This window comes from Streptomyces sp. S465, assembly GCF_026898115.1.
GTDB lineage: Bacteria > Actinomycetota > Actinomycetes > Streptomycetales > Streptomycetaceae > Streptomyces > Streptomyces luomodiensis.
Window position 1 is genome coordinate 1,296,379 of the sequence record NZ_CP114036.1, and the last position, 18,406, is coordinate 1,314,784.

General features: G+C 72.9%; 14 protein-coding genes. 1 reads left to right on the plus strand and 13 read right to left on the minus strand.

What is annotated here, in order from left to right:
- Positions 1–58: 58 nt before the first annotated feature.
- Positions 59–1,372 (minus strand): UDP-glucose dehydrogenase family protein, encoded by a 1,314-nt coding sequence (locus N6H00_RS05485; RefSeq protein ID WP_268970425.1) that lies wholly within the window; start codon positions 1,370–1,372, stop codon positions 59–61.
- Positions 1,373–1,550: 178 nt separating this feature from the next.
- On the opposite strand from N6H00_RS05485, the gene N6H00_RS05490 reads away from it, so the two are divergent.
- Entirely contained in the window at positions 1,551–2,195 is a 645-nt protein-coding gene (locus N6H00_RS05490) for a TetR/AcrR family transcriptional regulator (protein ID WP_268970426.1), read from the plus strand.
- A 49-nt stretch (positions 2,196–2,244) separates the two neighbouring features.
- Here the strand turns inward: N6H00_RS05490 and N6H00_RS05495 are convergent, their stop codons facing one another.
- From N6H00_RS05495 to N6H00_RS05550, 12 genes are all read right to left on the minus strand, one after another.
- Entirely contained in the window at positions 2,245–3,117 is an 873-nt protein-coding gene (locus tag N6H00_RS05495) for a peptidoglycan-binding protein (RefSeq protein WP_268970427.1), read from the minus strand.
- A gap of 79 nt (positions 3,118–3,196) precedes the next feature.
- Positions 3,197–4,729 carry a DUF6519 domain-containing protein gene (locus N6H00_RS05500; RefSeq protein WP_268970428.1) on the minus strand — a complete coding sequence of 511 codons (1,533 nt, stop codon included), beginning with the start codon at positions 4,727–4,729 and terminating at the stop codon, positions 3,197–3,199.
- A gap of 85 nt (positions 4,730–4,814) precedes the next feature.
- The gene (locus tag N6H00_RS05505) at positions 4,815–6,995 is read right to left on the minus strand and encodes a hypothetical protein (protein WP_268970429.1); all 2,181 of its coding nucleotides are present in this window, start codon (positions 6,993–6,995) and stop codon (positions 4,815–4,817) included.
- On the minus strand, positions 6,992–10,891 hold the full coding sequence (locus N6H00_RS05510) for a putative baseplate assembly protein (RefSeq protein ID WP_268970430.1): 3,900 nt from the start codon (positions 10,889–10,891) through the stop codon (positions 6,992–6,994). The genes N6H00_RS05505 and N6H00_RS05510 overlap by 4 nt, the downstream gene beginning before the upstream one ends.
- Positions 10,888–14,091, minus strand: coding sequence for a putative baseplate assembly protein (locus N6H00_RS05515; protein ID WP_268970431.1), 3,204 nt, complete (start codon positions 14,089–14,091; stop codon positions 10,888–10,890). Before N6H00_RS05515 ends, N6H00_RS05510 begins: the two co-directional genes overlap by 4 nt.
- Positions 14,088–14,471 (minus strand): GPW/gp25 family protein, encoded by a 384-nt coding sequence (locus N6H00_RS05520; protein ID WP_268970432.1) that lies wholly within the window; start codon positions 14,469–14,471, stop codon positions 14,088–14,090. Before N6H00_RS05520 ends, N6H00_RS05515 begins: the two co-directional genes overlap by 4 nt.
- Complete coding sequence (locus N6H00_RS05525) at positions 14,468–14,815, minus strand: hypothetical protein (protein WP_268970433.1); 348 nt, start codon at positions 14,813–14,815, stop codon at positions 14,468–14,470. The genes N6H00_RS05520 and N6H00_RS05525 overlap by 4 nt, the downstream gene beginning before the upstream one ends.
- Positions 14,816–14,855: 40 nt before the next feature.
- The gene (locus N6H00_RS05530; protein ID WP_268970434.1) at positions 14,856–15,389 is read right to left on the minus strand and encodes a phage baseplate assembly protein V; all 534 of its coding nucleotides are present in this window, start codon (positions 15,387–15,389) and stop codon (positions 14,856–14,858) included.
- 24 nt (positions 15,390–15,413) lie between these two features.
- A complete protein-coding gene (locus N6H00_RS05535; protein ID WP_268970435.1) occupies positions 15,414–16,553 on the minus strand; it encodes a hypothetical protein in 1,140 nt (379 codons plus the stop codon).
- Complete coding sequence (locus N6H00_RS05540; RefSeq protein WP_268970436.1) at positions 16,543–16,917, minus strand: hypothetical protein; 375 nt, start codon at positions 16,915–16,917, stop codon at positions 16,543–16,545. Before N6H00_RS05540 ends, N6H00_RS05535 begins: the two co-directional genes overlap by 11 nt.
- Before the next feature lie 3 nt (positions 16,918–16,920).
- On the minus strand, positions 16,921–17,607 hold the full coding sequence (locus N6H00_RS05545; RefSeq protein ID WP_268970437.1) for a hypothetical protein: 687 nt from the start codon (positions 17,605–17,607) through the stop codon (positions 16,921–16,923).
- Positions 17,604–18,383 (minus strand): hypothetical protein, encoded by a 780-nt coding sequence (locus N6H00_RS05550; protein WP_268970438.1) that lies wholly within the window; start codon positions 18,381–18,383, stop codon positions 17,604–17,606. Before N6H00_RS05550 ends, N6H00_RS05545 begins: the two co-directional genes overlap by 4 nt.
- Positions 18,384–18,406: the final 23 nt, after the last annotated feature.

Here is an 18,406-nt window from a genome sequence, read left to right on the forward strand (position 1 = left end):
GCCTTTCTGTGGGAAGGGTCTCGGGTCGAGAGGATGGAGCGGGAATTCTCGAAAGTGGTCAGCGCGCCATCGCGGGCGTGCGGCCGATGCCCTCACAGGTCAGTCCGGCGCGGCGCAGCTCGTCCGGGTCCAGCAGGTTGCGGAAGTCGTAGACGACCGGGGTCTCCAGCAGCCCGGCGAGGTGCTCCCAGTCGAGGTCGCGGAATTCCGGCCACTCGGTGAGGACCAGGCAGGCGCGCGCTCCCCGCAGGGCTTCCTCGGGAGTGTCCGCGATCGTGAGCAGATCGCTGAGATCGGGGCGGGTCTCGCTGAGCGCGGGGTCGTAGGCGTGGAGCTCGGCGCCGCGCTCCTTGAGCAGCCGGGCGATGGCCAGGGCCGGTGAGTCGCGCAGATCGGAGGTGCCCGCCTTGAAGGCCAGGCCCAGCACGGCCAGCCGTACGCCGTGCAGCGAACCGTCGCCCGGGGTGCACCCGGCCACCACCCGCTCCACGAGCAGCCGCTGGTGTTCGACGTTGGTCTCGATGGTGGCGCGCAGCAGCGGGAACTCCACGCCCGACTCCTGGCAGATCGTCAGCAGGGCGTGGGTGTCCTTGGGCAGGCAGGAGCCGCCCCATCCGGGGCCCGGCTTGAGGAAGGCCGAGCCGATGCGGGGGTCGTGGCCGATACCGGCCAGCACATCGTCCACCTCGGCGCCGAAGTGCTCGCACAGGGTGGCGAGGTTGTTGGCGAAGGAGAGCTTCATGGCCAGGAAGAAGTTGGCCGCGTACTTGGCGAGTTCGGCGCCCGCGGCGTCGGTGAGCACCAGCGGGGCGTCGAGCCCGGCGTAGAGGCCGGCCACCCGCCGCGCCGCGTCCCGGTCGGCGGCGCCGACCACGATGCGGTCGGGGTTGAGGAAGTCGCGCACCGCGTAACCCTCCCGGAGGAACTCCGGGTTGCTCACCACGGTCACGTCGGGGCGGTCGAGCAGGGCCGCGACGCGCTCGGCGGTGCCGACGGGCACGGTGGACTTGTTCACCACCACGCTGCCGTGCGGCAGATCCGTGCGGATCTCGTCCGCCACGGCCTCGACGGCGGCCAGGTCGGCGGCGCCGCCGACGCCCATCGGAGTCGGCAGGCACAGGAACACCACGTCGGCGTCGGCGACCGCGGCCCGGGTGTCCTGGACGAACTCCAGCCGCCCGGAGTCCAGTCCCTCCCGGACCAGTTCGGGCAGGCGGGGTTCGAGGATGTCGACCTGTCCGCGGCTCAGCCGTTCGACCTTGTTGCGGTCGGTGTCCGCGCACACCACTCGATGGCCGAGAGAGGCCAGGCAGGCGCCGGTGGTCAGTCCGACGTAGCCGGTGCCCACCACGGCGACGCGTCGTATCTGCAAGGGGATCACCACTTCTGCTGGGGGGGTTCAGCGGGTAGCCAAAGTCACCACGCGTTGACAAAACATAACGCGTCGGCCCTGATCTTGGTCAACATGTGATGACAACAAGGGATGACTTCTGGACATGCGCCACTGAACCGGCAGCATGGAGGGACGGTCCAGGCGGAGGTTACGACAGGTGAACAGAGCAGATGACACGCGACGAGGCGATGCCCTCCCCCCGCGTCCCCGCAAGCACGACGCGGCGGGCACGCGCACCGCGCTGCTGAGCGCCGCGGCGCTGCGGTTCGCGCGGTACGGCTACGACGGCTGCGGCGTGCGCGACATCGCCAAGGACGCCGGAGTGGACGCCGCCCTGGTCTACCGCTATTTCGGCTCAAAAAAGGGGCTGTTCGACACCGTGTCGGGAAACACCGCCAATGTGTTCGAACCACTGCGCCATCTGCCGCTGGACGAGGTGTCGGGGTGGATCTGCGAGCTCGTCTCCAAGGCCCCCACGGAGGAGCAGGCCCCGCATCCGCTGCTGACCAAGCTGCGCTCCTCCAACCGGGAGGAGAGCCTGGGGCGGCTCCGCGAGGACATCGCCGAGGTGTTCTCGGAGCGGTTCGCCCGGCGTCTGGGGGGCGAGGACGCCGAGGTGCGGGCGGAGTTGCTGGGGGCGTGGATGATGGGCATCACCCTCATGCGCCTGTCCATCCGCTCACCGGCGCTGTCCGCCGCGTCGCACGACACACTGTTGCGTTACCTCCAGGCGGGTCTTGGCCCGCTGCTGCACACGTGCTGCCCCGAGGCCAGCGACGAGGGTGGCGGCGAGGGCCGCTGACCCTCTCCCCGTTCCGGCCCCGGGGCAGCGGACGCCGGCGTGGCGGCGGCTACACGTTGGGCACGCGCAGCTTGTCCCAGCTGGTCCTGCCGGGAACGCCGTCCGCGTCGTCGCCGGAGTAGCCCAGTTTGCGCTGCCAGGCCGCGTAGGACGTGCGGTCCGCCTCGGTCCACTCGGGGCCCGGCCCCTCCTCGTAGCGTCCGCAGCCCTCGGCCACCAGCCGCTTGCCCATGGCCGTGATGATCTTGCTTTCGCGGCCGGTACGGAAGAAGTCGGCGCCCGGGAACGGCTCGTAGCCGGCCGGTGGTTGGGGAGCGGGGCCGTCCGGCTTGGCGCCGAGCCGCTTGGCGATGCGGCCGCGCATGGTGTCCATCGAGAAGCCACGCGGGTCCACCTTGCCCGGCTGCCACTCCAGATGACCGATCACCGAGCGCTCGGTCCAGCCGTGGGCACGGCAGATGGCCGCGGACACCTTCTCGATCGCCAGCTTCTGCGCCTCCGGCCAGGGGTCCTCGCCATCGCCGAGGTTGACGCACTCGAAGCCGTAGAAGTGACGGTTGCCGTCGGTGTCGGCCTCGTTGTCACGGGGCAGCGCGGACTCGTTGACGACGGCTTTGAGCACATCGCCGTCGCCGAGCCCCGCGTGGTTGGCGCGGCCGTTGCCGACCAGGTGGACCGCGCCGGACTTGTCGATGACGCCGTGGCACAGCGGCCCCGGCAGCGAGGAGTGTCCCTCGTAGCACAGCTCCACGGAGGAGGCCGTGCCCTGGGTGACGGTGTGATGGATCATCACCCCGTTGACCGGGCCCCAGGGGCCCTTGGCGTTGCGGTGGTGAGTGCGCCAGTCGCGGTACTCGTGGACGTCCAGTCCCTCGTCGCGCAGCGCCTTGAGCAGACGGTCGGCGGTGAGCGGTGTGGCCATGGTGATGTGCTCCTTATGGGTGGGGCATGGTGATGTACGGATGCGCGGGGCGGGGGGCTCGACCGGTCCCGCACCGGGCCTACGCCTCCTCGGCCCTGGCCTCGGCCTCCGCTTCGGCCTCCGCTTCGGCCTCCGCCGCGAGCGCCGCCGCGTCCGCCGCCGGGGCGGGCGTGGCCAGCGGCCCGAACACCATCCGCAGATCCAGCTCCGCCTGCTCGGCCGTCACCCACGCCAGTGGCGCGTAGTGCACCTCGATCCCGGCCGGGGGCTGGAGCAGCGGTGTGCGGGCCGCGTTCACCGGCCACTCCACGGCGCCCGTGGCGGTACGCGCCGGGATCAGCCAGTGGTCCCCGGCGCGGTAGGTGCCATCGGCGGCGAAGTACACCTCGACCCCGTCCTCCAGCGGCAGCCAGCGGCCCTCCTCGACCCGCAGCGCACCGCGCTTCAGCCGCGCCGCCGCGCCCTTGCGGGGGCGCCGGGTGCCCTCCCGGTGGTCCCAGCGGCGCAGGAACGGCCGCAGCTCCGGGCGGCGCCCGACCCCCGGCTCCGGCTCACCGGACAGCCGCACCCGCCGCCCCGGCGGGTCGACCTCCTCCACCCGCAGCAGCGGCAGCGGTTCACCACGGCTGGTGGAGGCCGTGTCCGCGAACTCCACCAGGTCCCCGACGTTCAGATCCAGTTTGTCGTCGCCGCCCAGGGTCGCCAACTCCACCCAGGTGCCGTCCAGTTCGTCGACGGGGAAGACCACCGAGCCGTTCTCCCGCGACCACTTGAAGGTCGCCTCCCGCGCCGTGCCGCCCTCGTGGATCTCCACCCGGTACAGCTGGTTCTCCGGCCCCCGGTAGCGGGCGTCCGGCCGCACCGGACAAGGGTCCTGGTCGGCGTGTTCCGGCCGCTCGGCGCGGGCCGCCAGCCGGGACGCGGGCGCCGTCGCCTTCCCCGCCCACGCCTCGAACGCCTTGCCGACCTGGTCCTTGGTCGCCCCGTCCGGATTCTCCAGCCCCAGGGCCGAGCCCTCCAGCGGCAGCACCTGCCAGACCACCTTGACCCGCGCCGCCGTGTCCGGCATGGCCGGGCCGAGGGCCACCTCGCGCAGCGCCGGGTCCTCGGCCGCGGAGACCGACCGCTCCCACACCTTGAGGCAGACCAGGAACGGCCGCTGCTCCGGCAGCCGGTCGCCCGGCCGCTCCGGGTCCCGGTAGGCGTCCGGCTGGTCCCAGTAGGTCCAGGTGGCGGGCGGCTCGTCCGGTTCGGACGCGTCCGCCTCGCCCTCCTTGCCCGGGGCCCCCTCCGGCGCCTCGTGGTCGACCGCGGCGGCGGGCCGCGGCCGGGTCGCGTCGCACAGGATGCCGTCGACGTAGTAGCGGCCGCCCTCGATGATCAGGTCGTCCAGATCGCGGCTGCCGCCCTTGAAGGTGATGTGGAAACCGGCGTCCGCGGCCGGGCCGCCGTGCCGCCCGATCAGGTCGGCGGCGAGCGTACGGGCCTGGTGGAGCTGGATGGCGGTCTGCTCGTTGGCGTCGGCGTCGAGCTGGACGCGGCCCTGCTGGGCGACGACGGCGGAGTAGTGCCGCTCGGGCCGGAAGGTGAGCCGGGACAGATCGGCGTGCATGGCAGGGGTCCCCCTCGATCAGGTTCGGAAGTCTGGCGGGCGCGGGCTCAGGCGGGTGGGCCGGGTTCGGCGGTGTCAGGTCGGCTCAGGTCACGGCGATGACTCCGGCGTCCGTGCCGGCCGGCGTGTACTCCGCGAGCCGTGCCCGCAGGCTGTCCTCGCGCTGCGGCTGGTACAGGTCGTGGAAGGCGCCCATCTCGGCGCCGTCCTCGGCGCCCCGGCGGATCTCCTCCGCGCATCCGGCCGCCAGCTGCCCGTACACCGGCGTCCCGTACCGCTCGCCGCTGAACCGCGGCCGCACCCGCCCCGCCTCCTCGGCCCCCACCAGGTCCGGCTGGCAGCGGTGGCGGCGCGGGGTGCGCGAGCCCGGCGGCACATAGCTGAACCGCAGACACCCGATCCCGCGCCGTGCCACGTGCATCCGCCCGGTGAAGAGGCTGTTCTCGCCGATCTCGACGGCATGGGTGTGCACTTCGCCGATGACGGTGGTGCGGTGGGCGTGCAGCACGGCGTGGGCGTGGCGGCAGTCCGGGGCGGCCAGCGCCGGGCGGTCGTGCCCGGTGGCGTCCAGGATGGAGTCGCGGATGTGCAGGGCGAGCGGGTCGGTGTGCACCTCCTCGCCGATGACCTCGATGGTGCCGAGGACGCTGTGCTCGATCTGGACGCAGGCGGTGGTGCGCTCCAGGACCAGGCTGGGCTCGTCGGGCGAGCGCGGCGCGCACTCCGGCTCCAGGGACCAGCCGGGGACGAGTGTGCAGTGGCGCAGCACCACGGTGCCGACCGGCCCGGTGACGTTGAGGCCGCGCCCCGCGATCAGCAGCCCGTCCAGCACGATGCGCGGCGCCGCGCCACCGGTGTGCCCGCCGTCCTCCCGCGCCCGGATGTTCAGCGCGTCGGGGCGGTTGCTGTACCAGTCCAGCAGCCGGATCACCGGCCGGGTCCCCTCGGCGGCGCGCAGTTCGAGCCGGTCGCCGGGGTCCAGGTCGAAGTCCAGCTGCTCCTGGTAGGCGCCGCTGTGGGTGATCTCGATGATGCCCTCGGGGCCGCATCGCCCGCCCCGCCGGTCGTGCCGCCACTGCCGGTACGCGTCCATGATCCGCTGGTGGGCGCGGCCCGGCCCGACCCGGTAGACGGTCGCGTCCGGGGCGGTCTCGCGGTCGTCCCGGTCGTACTCCCCGCCGCCCATGTCGTCGGCGTACGCGTAGTGGTAGGTGACCCATACGCCGTGGCGCGGTGCCGTGCGCGAGCCGAAGGCGATCCGGCCGAGCTCGGGGTCGACGACCACCTGACCGCGCCCCGCCCGGTAGCGCCAGTCCGTCAGATCGGCCACCACGATGTCCGACGGCGGCACGGGCTCGTCGTGGCCGTCCCGCCGGATGGAAAAGCTCTTACCGGGCCCGTAGTAGTCGAGGAACCGGTCCGCGAGCTGCCTGCGGCGGATGGCGGCGGGCACGTTGTCCATGGTGGCGATGTGGGCGGCCGACGGCTCGGGTTCGGGGCGGGTCACCAGCGGGGTGTCGTTGCCGAGGATGGAGAACGTGTAGAGGTTGCGGGCCCGGTCCACGCAGTACGCGGGCGCGTGCCGCACGTGGTACGGCTTGAGCCGCCACACGAACAGCCCGACCCCGGCCGGGGTGTGACCGCCCTGCCCGCGCCGGGAGCCCGCGCGCCGTACGTCCACCGAGCGCGCCACCGTCCCGAACGGCCCGCCCGCCAGGTCCAGCGCCGCCCCGTCCCGCAGATCGGCGAGCCGGCCGCGGGAGAGCCTGCGGAGGTCGGCCGCCGCGCCGCCCGTCCCCCCGTACAGCCTGACCGGCTGGTGGTGTGCGGTGAGCCGGGAGAACTCCACAGCGCGGGCGGGCCATCCGGCCACCGACGCGGAGAGCTCCTCCAGCAGCGCGAGCGTGCCCTTGCGCCGCCGGTTGGCCACGGTGGCGGCGACGTCGCGGCGCGGTGCCAGCGCCTCGGCCAGCAGCCGTGGCCGGGACGCGTCCGGCGGCCGGCCGTCGCGCAGTCCGGTGGCCAGGACCCGTTCGTAGCCGGGCAGCGGGCGGTAGCCGACCAGATCGCCCAGGTAGGGCAGCACCCAGGCGGCGGCGGTCTCCACGAACCAGTCGTCGTAACCGCGCTCGACCCCCTCGCGTACCCGGTCCACCTGTTCGGCGAGTACGGCGAGCAGGGCGCGCAGGGGCTCGCCCGCCTCCTCGTCCCTGAGGCGGTGCCACTGCGGAAGCAGTTCCGCCAGCCCGTCCGGCTCCCTGCTCATGAGGTGACCTCCGTAAGGATCAGCGTGTCCGGGACGTCCGGTGAGAACAGCGCGAGCCGCGCCGGGCGGATGCCGCGGAAGACGGACACCGTGCGGCCCCGGGGAAGCCGGCGGGTGTCGGTGATGTCGGGGTTGAGGCGCAGCAGTTCGGCGAGCGGGATGCCATGGCGCCCGGCGATGTCGGTGAGCGTCTCGCCGTCCGGCGCGGTGACCCGGTAGGTGTCCTCGGCGTACTCGGCGGACCGGGCGGGAACCACGGCGCTGGGCTCGGTGAGCCGGGCGGCCGCCTCGGCCAGTTGCCGCGGGGTGCTGGAGGCCGGGACACCGGTGAAGACGTCCACGTCCACGTAGTCCACGCCGGGCACCGAGTGGGCGGTGGCGAGCACCTCGGAGAGCACCGCCGGCTGCCCCAACTCCCGTCCCGGATAGCCCAGTTCGCGCAGGAGTGCCTGGCGCAGGCGGGGTTCGACCAGCTCCCAGGAGTGGTCCGGCGCCACTTTCACCCGCGCCACCAGCACCAGCAGCACCAGCTCGCGCACCTGCACCCGGACCGGCAGCCGGGCGTCGCCGTAGGCGGCCAGTGCGGAGCGCAGGGCGCGCAGCACCTCCGCGTCCTCGCCGATCGGAGCGTCGTCCACGCCGGCCACCGTCACATGGAGCACCGTGCGCCGCCCGTCGAAGAGTTCCCGGGCGGCGGCCCGGCCGATGCCGGCGCGGGACCGGGCGAAGTCCTCGTAGTCCTGGAGGGACACCAGCCGGTCCAGCGCGGAGACCGCGAGCGGGATGGTGCGGCGGGTCATCCCGGGGCCGTCGCCGTCCGCGCCACCGGTGGCGGGCTGCGGGTTGGTGACGGCGGTGACACCGAGGGGCCGGGTCAGGGCCTGGGTGATGCGGTCCGCGGGGACGTTGGCGGCCGCTCCGGTGCCGAAGCGGTAGCGGGCCCGGACGTTCTCGTGGCCGCTGGGCAGCCGCGCACCGTGCACCCCGTCGCCGAAGGTCACCGTGGTCCGTCCGTCCCCGGTGGTGCCGGTGACGTACACGCGCTCCCGCGGGCCGCGGCCGGCCAGGCTGTCCACCCGGTGCCAGAGCAGTCCGTCGACCCGCACCTCCAGGGCGGGGACGGCGCCCAGTGGGTTGTCGGCGGGGAGCCAGGTCAGCGGCGACTGCCACAGCGTGAAGCTCTGGTGGGCCAGGGCCGGGTCACCGCTGCCGATGGGCTCGTCGCGGCTCTCGCCGTGGGTGGCGGGCACGACGTTGCCCTGGACGCGGACCGTCTCCCGGCGGTAGCGGTGGGCCAGGTCGGCGGTGAGGGTGAGGGTGGTGTGGACGTGGTCGCCGGGGAGTTCCGGGTCGACCCGCTGGTCCACGGCGGCGATCACCGCGAGCTCGGTGCCCCGGACACCGCTCGCCCGGGAGATGTCGGTGCGCTCACCGGAGACGACGATCCGGCGGCCGGGCCGCAGCCCGTCGTACAGCTCGGCGAGCTCGATCTCATTGCCGTGCACATCCTCGCCCAGCGGCTCGTCCGCCGGGCGCAGCGGCTCCCCGCCCGCGTGCACGGTGGTGTCGCGGATGGCGGAGAGCACCACGTCGTGTTCGTCGAGCCAGGGGTCGGCGAGCGTCAGCTGGGTGCCCCGGCCGGTGATGCCGTAGTTGGTGTACGCGGCGGTGCGCACGGCGGTGACGCGGGTGGTGACGAGGGCCAGCTCGCGGTCGCCGGGGATGCCGTCCGGCTCGCCGGAGCCCTTGCGGGGGCGCTCGATGGCCACCCAGCTGCCGACCGTGATGGAGTCCTGGACCGAATCCAGCGGCAGGACGTAGCGGTTGGCGGGCTCGGGCACGGTCGCGATGCCGATCTCGACGGCGGCGGGCTCGCTGCCGGAGGTGTACCGCAGCGTCAGTTCGTGGCTTCCGTAGGTGATCTGTTTCGGTGCTTCGCCCCGGCTCAGCATCCACTGCCGCTGCTCGCCACCGTCCACGACCACGTGCACCCGCCCGTCCTCGGCGGGCCGGGACACGAACAGGGTGAGCGCGGGCAGACCGGGCAGCAGCGTGGCGGTGACCCCGGGCTCCTGGGAGTCGGTGGGGCGGCTCCTGAGCCAGCCCAGGTCGTGGTCCTGGCCGGTGCGGGTGGACAGTTGGACCTTTCCCGGGCCGAGGTCGAACTCGGCGCTCTGCGGCAGGTTCTCGGTGCGCTGCCACGACGTCCCGGTCTCGATGTGCTGGAACTCCGCCTTCACCGGCACCTTGCCCGCCGTGTCGTAGACGATCCGCACCGCGGTCAGCTCACCTCCGGTCAGCGGCCAGTCGGTCTGCCGGATGACCCGGCCCCGGTCGTCCTGCACGGGCTTGAGCGGCGCCGTCGCCCCGAAGGGCGCGGCCGTCACCCGCAGGGCGAGCAGCTCGCGCAGGAGCGCGGGCGCGGTGGCCTTCGACGGTGCGGCGGCGGCCGGGGCGGCCCGGCGCCACGCCGCGTACATCCCGCTCTCCAGCCGCGGATCGAGGGCGGACAGCAGCCCGGCGGCCACGTCGGACCCCGGTCCGAAGAGCCGCCGCGGATCGTGCGCCGCCGTGGCGCGGGCACCGGACGGGGGCCGTACCACGCGGGTGCGCAGGGCGGGGAGCACGGCGCCGAGCGCGGTCGCGGCCGCGAGGCCGTGCGCGGACTCGGCGGCGGTGGCCGAGAGGGTCTCGGGGGTGGGCCGGTCCTCGGCGAGCTGGGACCTCGGCCGCACCTCGGCGGGCCCGGCGGCGGCCAGCTCCCCGGCCCGCTCCCCCAGGTCGCCGATCACCGCTTCCAGCCGCTCGAACCAGGCGGCGACCTCCGCGTACGGGGCGGCCAGCACCTGTGCCTCCGCCAGCCGGTCATGGGGTTCGGCGAGCCGCCGGGCGAGCTGGCCGGGCGTGGTGATCCCGTCCAGATCGCCTCGTAGGGGGGCCAGGACCTGCGCGTCGAACTCCTCGATCAGACGGCTGACGGGGCGCGGCGCGGGGTGGTCCGGCACGGGCTCGGCGTCCCCCCGGTCGTCCGGGTCCTCGTCCGCCTCCGGGTCGGTGATCCACCGGCGTACCTCGTCCACCAGCTCCTCCAGGGAGGGCGGGGCGGACCGCGGCAGTCCGATCGCCGTCACGTCCTCCTCGCGGTCGACGGTCACCCGCGCGACCGGCACCAGCATCCGGCCGCCGCTCCCGGACTCCGGTGTCCCGTCGAAGACGAAGAGCAGCTTGTCGCCGGCGGTCAGCCCGAGCGCGGTCCCGGACACCAGCAGTTCCGACCGGCGCTCCAGGTCGCCGGGGCCGATCAGGGCCGGGCGACGGCGGCGCACCGCCAGTTCGTTCCAGGCCCAGCGAGCCGTCAGGTCCTCACTGGTCTGATAAGTCCGCGGCTCCTCGTCGGAGGCCGCCGGGACGCTGTGGCTGATGGCCCCGCGCGGAATCGTCACCACGACGTCCTCGGCGCGCGGGTCCCGGTCCAGGGTGTAGGCGAGGTGGGTGTCGGCGGCCACGCCCGGCCGTGGCACATGCCCGACCAGCCGTCCCAGGAGGGTGAGTGAGCGGTGGTCGTGCGCGGTGCGCAGATAGCCCTCGTCGGCGATCCGCTCGGAGTGGAAGGTGAGCAGGTCGGCCAGGACCGCCCAGGCGTCCAGCAGCCCGATGGCCGGGTCGTCCGGGGTGCGTACGGTCAGGCCGCGCAGCGCGGGGTAGGCGGGCGAGGCGAGCCGGTCGAGCATGGCGGCCAGGAAGGAGCCGTACTCGCCGACGCGGTAGTCCAGGGCGGTGCGGCCGGGCGGGTTGTGCGGGACGCCGGGCGCCGCCCGGCGCTCGTCGTGGCCGCCGCAGCCGCAGCCGCGGCCGCGGGTGGTGGGGCGGTCGGGGTGGTCGGGGTGGTCGCTCATCGGGCCCCCTTCAGCTCGATGACCAGGCGGCCGTTCTCGGGCCGGTCGGGGTCGTTGTCGCATTGGGCGATCTCCAGGGGGCCGATGCGCAGGATGCCCTCCTCCAGCGCCTCGCCGTGTGTCGTCTCGTACGAGGTGCCGTCATCGGGCTCCTTCGGCCCCTCCAGCCCCTCGTGCCACAGCCGTCGCAACCGGGTGACCTCGACGCCCAGCACCCCCGGCACCGCCGCGGCGACGGCCACCAGCCGGCTGAGCCGCACCGGTTCGCCGAAGGTCAGCGCGTCGGGGTGGAAGAAGCCGAGCCGCCCGCCGGGCAGCCGGTGGCGGCCCAGCACCCGGTACAGCTCGGCGAGGATCTGCCCGTGCTGGTGTCCGGGCGCGGCGCACACCGCGATCGCGATGTCCAGCGGCACGGCGCGGGCCGGACCGACCACCAGGTCGTGTCCGATGCGGCGGTAGCCCTCCAGGGCGTGCGCGACCGAGCCGAGGAGGGCGGGGGACGGTGCCCCGGTCCCGTACGCGTCGACCGCGACATGGGCCTCCCGCACGCTGCCGGTCCAGCGGATCTCCGCCGCCGCGCGCCGGACGCCGGGCAGCTGGGCCGCGAGCGCCGCATAGTCCTCGGCGGTGACGGCCCGCTGCCGGGTGCGCCTGAGGTCCAGCGGGGCGAGCCGGCGGACCTGCTCGACCGGTTCCGGTTCGGTGCCGCCGACGGCGGGGAGCGGATTGCGCACCCCGGCCACGGGCATCGGCCGCCCGGAACCGGCGGCGTCCGGGTCCCGGCACAGCACGAGGTGGTTGATGGCCTCCGCCCCCACGTTGCCCGCCGTCCCGCCGCCCACCCGGTAGTGGGCCGCCAGGCGCGCCCCCGGCTCGGGCCTGGCGCCGTGCCGTCCGTCGCCGAAGCGCAGCGTGAGCCGCCCGTCGTCCGCCGGCTCCCCGACGAAGTGCCGGTCGCGGGGGCGGGAGTCGAGCAGATCGCGGCGCGGTGTCCAGGTGTCGTCCCCGTCGGTGAGGCGTACGGCGGGGAGCGCGGCCCGTGGGTCCTGGACGAGCGCGGCGGCCGGCCCGTGCAGCACCGGGTCCTCGGGGCGCAGTCCGGCCGCGTACGCCCGGCCCCAACTGTGCGCGATCTCCCAGGCGATGCGCTCGTCCAGGACGGTGCCCGACCGGGCCCTGGCGGTCAGGACGTCAAGGCGCCGCAGCTTGGCGTGGAGCAGCCGGTCGGAGCGGTGCAGCAGCTCGCGCAGGGCGCGCACGGGATGGCGGGCGAGTTCGAGGCGCTCCGGGACGCGCGGCCCGAACAGGACGGTGAGCTCGGCGATCTCCCCGTCGGAGAGCCCGTCGCGGTCGCGGGCAGCGCGCCACAGCTCCGTCAGCCGCCGCCGCACCCGGTCCGGGACGGCGGCCAGGCGCTCGGCCTGTCCGGCGGCGATGTGGCGGGGGTCGGGGAAGGGCACGGCCTGGGTGACGGGCGCGTGGTGCAGTACGGGCCGGAAGCGCGGCACGATGCCCGGGTAGACGGACTGGGCGAGCAGTGTCCGCAGCGCCTCGGCCTGGGCGTACGCGGTGCCGGGCACCACCTTCTCGCGCCGCTGCCCGGCCGGCTCCAGCCCGATCCCGGCCCGGCCGGTCGCCTCCGGGCCGACCGTGGTGAACAGCCGCCGTACCTCGTCGGCGGTCAGCGGACGTCCGTGGCGGGTGGTGTCCAGCAGGGCGCCGATGAGCCGCGCGGGCGCGTTCCCGGTGTCCTTCTCGAAGCAGCCGAACGCGGGGGGCGCGCAGGAGCCGACGACGGCCGGGACGGGCGGCACGGCGTGGACCTCCGGTGTGCCGCGGCAGAAGGTCAGCGAGCGGCCGTGGTCGACGAGCACCACATTGCCGCGCGCCACGCTCACGTCTTCGACGGGCGCGCAGTCCGTACCGCCCCTGGTGGCCAGGCACAGCGGGAAGGCGAGCGCGTCGTCCGAGGCCCAGGTGACCTCCAGTACGGGCTGTTCGGCCAGCCGGTCGACGGCGGGGGTGACGGAGGTGAGGCGCACGGCCTGCCGGTGGGACGGGTCCGCGTCGCCGGACGTACCGGAGCGCGGCCCCAGCACCTCCTCGAAGAGCAGCAGATCGCCGGGGCGCAGCTCGAGGGCGCGGGTCCGGCACTCCTCGTCGGTCCACTCGTCGCGCAACGTCGCGGACGTGGCGCCGCTCGGCAGCGAGCGCACCTCGCCGCCCCAGGTCCACAGGCGGACGCGGTTGTGTTCCGGCCGCAGCCGTAAGGGTTCATCGGGGACGACGGGCTCGAACACCTCCACCGATCCGCGTTCGTCGAGCGCGGCCAGCTCCCGGTCGTCCAGCACGGCCCCGAGGTCCGGCCGGTCCAGCGGGCCGAGGTGGCGGACGTCGACGGCGGCGAAGCGGTACTCCCCGGGGCGCAGGGTCAGTGGCGCGGCCGTCTCCACGGTGACGAAGGCGCGCGCGTTGCAGCCCTCGTGCATCGGATAGTCGATGAGCCGCACATGGCGGCGTACGGACACCCGGCGGCGGGCGGTGTCGAGGTACGCCTCGGTGGCCACCGCGTCCTGCTGGTAGCTGATCTGGTCGGCGGTGTGGGCGAGCAGTTCGACCAGGGTGGTGCCCAGATCGGCGGCGTTGCGCTCGATCCAGTCGGGGGTGGTGAGGCGGAGCCGGTCCAGGACGACCTGGCGGAGGGTGTCGTAGTCGCGGGCGGTGTAGTCGATGACGGGGGCGGGCGCGGGGCGGACGGTGGGCGGGCGGCCGGGCTCACCGGTCGTGTGGTCGAAGGGGGTCGGGCAGTCGGGCCGGAAGGTGAACTCGGCGGAGAAGTACCGCTGGTCGAAGCCGGGGAAGGGCTCGGTGCCGGGCCGCCCGTAGGGGTCGGTGCCGACGATGGAGAGCCGGTAGGCGGAGGTGTCCCCGGCGCGGTCCACGGTGACGTACAGCTTGTCGTCGAGCTCGGGGTCCTCCTCTCGCTCGACGGAGATCTCCAGGACCTCGATACCGGTGATCCGGCGGCCGCCGTCGACGCGTACGTTCTCCGGGCACAGGCCGTGCGGGGCCTTGCCGAGGAAGGTGACGGTGAGGGTGGTGCCCTGCCGGGTGCTGTCGCCGGCCTCGACGGCGTCGATGCCATGGAGGTGGGCGGCCCTGACGCGGCTGCGCCGCGACGCGGTGGCCGGGTCGCTCATGCGGCGCCCCTCCCCTCGAACACCTCGTCGCGCAGGCCGGCGGTGGAGCGCACCACGTACCGCAGATGGACGCGTACGACGTTCTCCTCGCTCACCACGTCCAGGGACGCCACCTCGATCAGCTCGCCGAGCCAGCGCTGCAACGACGCCTGGACGGACAGTTCGACGGCGGAGGCCAGCTCGGGGCTGGTGGGCGTGAAGACGAGGTCGAGGAGCCCGCACCCGAAGTCGGGCCGCATGACGCGTTCGCCGGGACTGGTGAAGAGCACCTGCTCGATCAGATCGCGTACGTGGTCGTCGTGGTCGGCGTGCGCGGTCCGCCCGCGCCGGTCGATCCGGAACGGGAAGGCGATGTCGGTCCGCACGGTGCGCGTCCTCATCCGCACCTCACCCCCTGCCGCGCGGTGGGGACGACGGGTGGCCCCTGCGGCACGAGCCCCGCGCTGAAGCACTGTGCCGAGGAGGTGTCGAGCAGTACGGGCACGCCGTCGATCAGCACCCCGTCGCGGTCCGGAGTCCACCGGACGGTGGTGCACGGCGACGGGACGCGGTCGACGGTGTGCGGGCAGCCGACGACCGTGAAGGTGTCGTCGGCGGTCGGCACGGGCTGCCCGTCGAGCCGTACTCCGGACGCCGACGGCGCGGATACCGGCCGTACGCGTCCGCCGTGCGGGCAACTGATCACGGCGGTGTGGCTGACGAGATTCCCGGAATTCCCGGACACGTCCCTGGTCCCTCCCCGTTCGCTGCTGTTTCTCGGTCGGCTATCGCTTTTTGGGCACGGTCAGCCGGCCCTCGTTGAGATCGACCTGAGTTCCGACCAGGGAAACGGACGCCCCCTGGCCGTTGTCGATATGCACCCCGGTCGCGTCGATCTTTATGGACGCACCGCCGGGCGCCTCCAGCAGAATGCCCTCGGCCGGAATGTCGGACATCACGATCTTGTGCTTTCCCGGCGTCTGGATCACCACGGGGTGGGACGTCGCCGGATCGCCGCGCGCGTCCTCCGGCAGCTGGTCCCTGACGCCGAACCAGCACCCCGTCCAGATGGGAAAGCTCGGGTCCCCCTGCTCGAACTCCACCCACACACCCGCCCCGACGGACGGCACGACGTAACTCCCGGCGGGCCGCTGCTGGTCCCCGGTGAAGGGAAAGCAGGGCATGGCCCAGGTGGACGGCTCGTCGCCGAGGACATCGGGCACCTCGACGGTGATCCGGCCGATTCCGAGCGGGTCCTGGTTGTCCCGCACCCGGCCCCGGAATTTGCCGAGGAAGCGCTGGTTGGGCGTTGCCGCCATGGAGGCTCCTGATCCTTGTGCGGCCTACGGCCGGACGACGTCGTTACGGGCGATCAGCCCTTCGCGGGTGAGCGTGAAGTTCTGCTGGAACGAGCCGGGCCGGAGGTTATGGGTGACGGATTTGACGAAGTACTCCCCGTCGTAGGTGACCCCCGCGCCCCGGACGCCGACGAGCTGACGCGGCTGGAGGATGTACCCGTGCCGGCTGACGTCGAGCGAGCCGGACCCGGAGATGGCGTCGGCCGACGTGGCGGCGCGCGCGAGCGCCTCCGCCTCGGCCTGCGCCCGGTCCTTCTTGGCGGTGCCGGAGAGCGTCTTGCGCTTGAGGGCGGGCGTGGCCCGTTTGCCCAGGGGCGGGCGGAGCGGACTGATGTCGGGCTGGGCGAGGAGGGTGGCGGTGCGGGTGGCCGGGTCCTGCACCCGGGCCTGCGGCTCCTCGCGGGCGGTCCCGTCATAGGCGAACGTCAGCTGGTCGACGGTGGAATTGACGTCCATGTTGACGGTGAGGGCGTGCTGGGGTGTGCCGATGCGCTTCTCGGGTCCCCAGTAGGCGGTGGAGACCTCGGGGACGGGCCCGGGGATGAGGTAGAAGACATAGCCGTTGGCCTGGGCCAGGTCGGTGACGTACTGGAGGTCGGTGCCGGTCTGGTAGTCCACGCGGCGCTGCGCGTTGGGCGGCTGGAGGATCTTCTCCCTGACGACGTCGGCCTCGATGCCGTAGTCGGTGTACTTGGCCAGGATGCGGCTGACGCGCTGCCAGGGTGAGAGGTTGGGGTAGCGGTCGGTGCGCTCCTCGAGGTCCATGAGGAGGGTGAGGTCCTCGCCGGTGACGGTGAGGGTCGTCTGCCCCGGCTGATTGCTGGCCCCCACCTCGTGGCGCACGATGAGCCCGTCGAGGAGGACGATCGGCGTTCCCTTGACGACGGCCGTGACGATCACACGGGTGCGGGGGTCGAAGAACCCCTCCGGGAGCAGCCGGTCGACGATCGCCCCCTTCTTGGTGAGGTCGAACGCCATCTGGAAGCCGCTGCGTTCGCCCGCGGTGGTGGTGATCTGCGCGGACAGCAGCGCCTCGGTGACCTCGGCCGGCACCGGGCGGGTGAGCTGGGGCCCCATGCGTAATTCCAGGTGGATGGGCCCCTGCCCGACGGGCTCATCGGCCATGGCGCCCACCGCCTCCGCCCGGGAACCCGCCCGGGATCGCTATCTCCTCGCCCGGCTCGGCGGTCAGCTCGCGCGGGTCGAGGACGGGGTTAGCGTCGGCGATCCGCCACCACGCGGCGGGGTCGCCGAAGTAGCGCTGACCGAGGTGGTCGGGGCGTTCGCCACCGCTGACGGTGTGGGTGGCGGTGCCCTCGGGGTTCGCGCTGATGGGCGGCAACAGCCGCCGCTTGACGTACCGGACGGGGGTGCCGTCGGGTTGGGTGTGGATCCCGATCTCGGCGTCGTGGTAGCGGCTGGAGCGGGGGTAGGGGTGCGATCCGGGTATCGCGTCGAGCGCGCTCTCGTACGACTGTGGCTCTGCCATCCGCTACACCCTCCCCAGCCCGATGTCCCCGCTGTTCAGCCCCAACGCACTGAGCGCCCCGCCACGCGCCGCCGCCGCGAGCCGCTCCTTCTGCGCGAGGTGCGCGAGGTAGAGCTCGGCGCCACGGTGGCCGGCGGGGAGGTCGCTGATGGTGAGCACCTTCAGCCCGATGCCGAGGGACGCCCGGATGGGATTGAGATTGACGTCGAACGCCGATTCGTTGATGGAGAGTTCCGTGATACGGACCGGCATGACGCGCTTGCTGCCCCAGGTGAAGAGCGTCAGCGGCATCTCGATCGGGGTGATCTCGATGGTCCCCTTCTTGGCGAGCCGCATGGCCTCCCGTAACGCCGCGGTGGTCGGCTGCACGAGCATTTCCAGGGTCGCGAGCTGCGGGTGTATCCCGTCGGGCGCGGCCACCTCGAACTGATCGGTCGCATCGATCTCCGCGGTGAACTTCCACGTCTCCTGGGCGGGCCCCTTGAGCCTCAGCGCCTCATTCCGGTCCCCGCTTCCGCTGCCGCCCCCGCCGCTGTCTGCTTGGTCCCCGGCGGATTGGGGTGAGAGCGAGCGTTCCAGGGTGTCGGGGTTGAACTGCAGCACGATGATGCGTTGGGGGGTGCCGCGCTCGGGGTCGACGAGGACGATGCCGGAGCGGATGGGCTTGGGGATGTCGGCGTAGGTGGTCACAGGCGGGCCTCCAGGCGCTCGACCAAGGGAGAGTAGTCATGGTCAGGGAAGATCTCCGGAAACAGCTCCAGCATGCCCTCAAGATATCCACGGATCTCTCCGAATCCCCGGGCGAGCGAAATATCGGTGTACAAATACTGCCACCCGTACGTCCCCTTGGTGAGCAAGATCGCGTCCAAGTACTCCCGGTACGTGATGTCCATTTTGATGAAACCGGGAGGGTAGGGAGAGGCACCAATATCCGCAACGTCGCTGTACCAGACCTCAAGCGGACCGAGGCCAGGCTTGAGCCGGATATACGTGAGCATGCCCGCTCCGGAACGCGGCGTCTGATCCATAACGCGTAGTTCCGACAAGAATTGGCGTTGGAACTCCGTGTCCGCTCCCCGGGCAGGGCCATCTGGCTGACTCAGTATGTCGTGGAAGGGACGCAGGAAGAACTCGCCACTGATCTCCGGCAGTTCACGAGTATGGAGGATGCTGTTGTCGGCCGCTTCTTCTTCGTCGTCGTAAGCGACGTCATCATCCTCGTCATCCTCCCCGGCTCGGGTCGACCATCGACATCCGAAGTCGATGAAGCGCAGTCCGCACGACCTGATGTCCTCATCCAGCACCAGGTCCGCCCATTTCTCGTTGAAGGCGCCCAGCGGCGGAAGGGCCTCCAAGGGAGGGGTCAGCCGGTCGGTGTCTCCACAGTCGGCGTCCAGTACCGGACAGTTCGCAATCTCCTCCAGTGACGTCAGATGCCGCTGTTCATTCGGGGTCAACTCCGACATTGGCCTTTCCTTTCAGTGGCGCA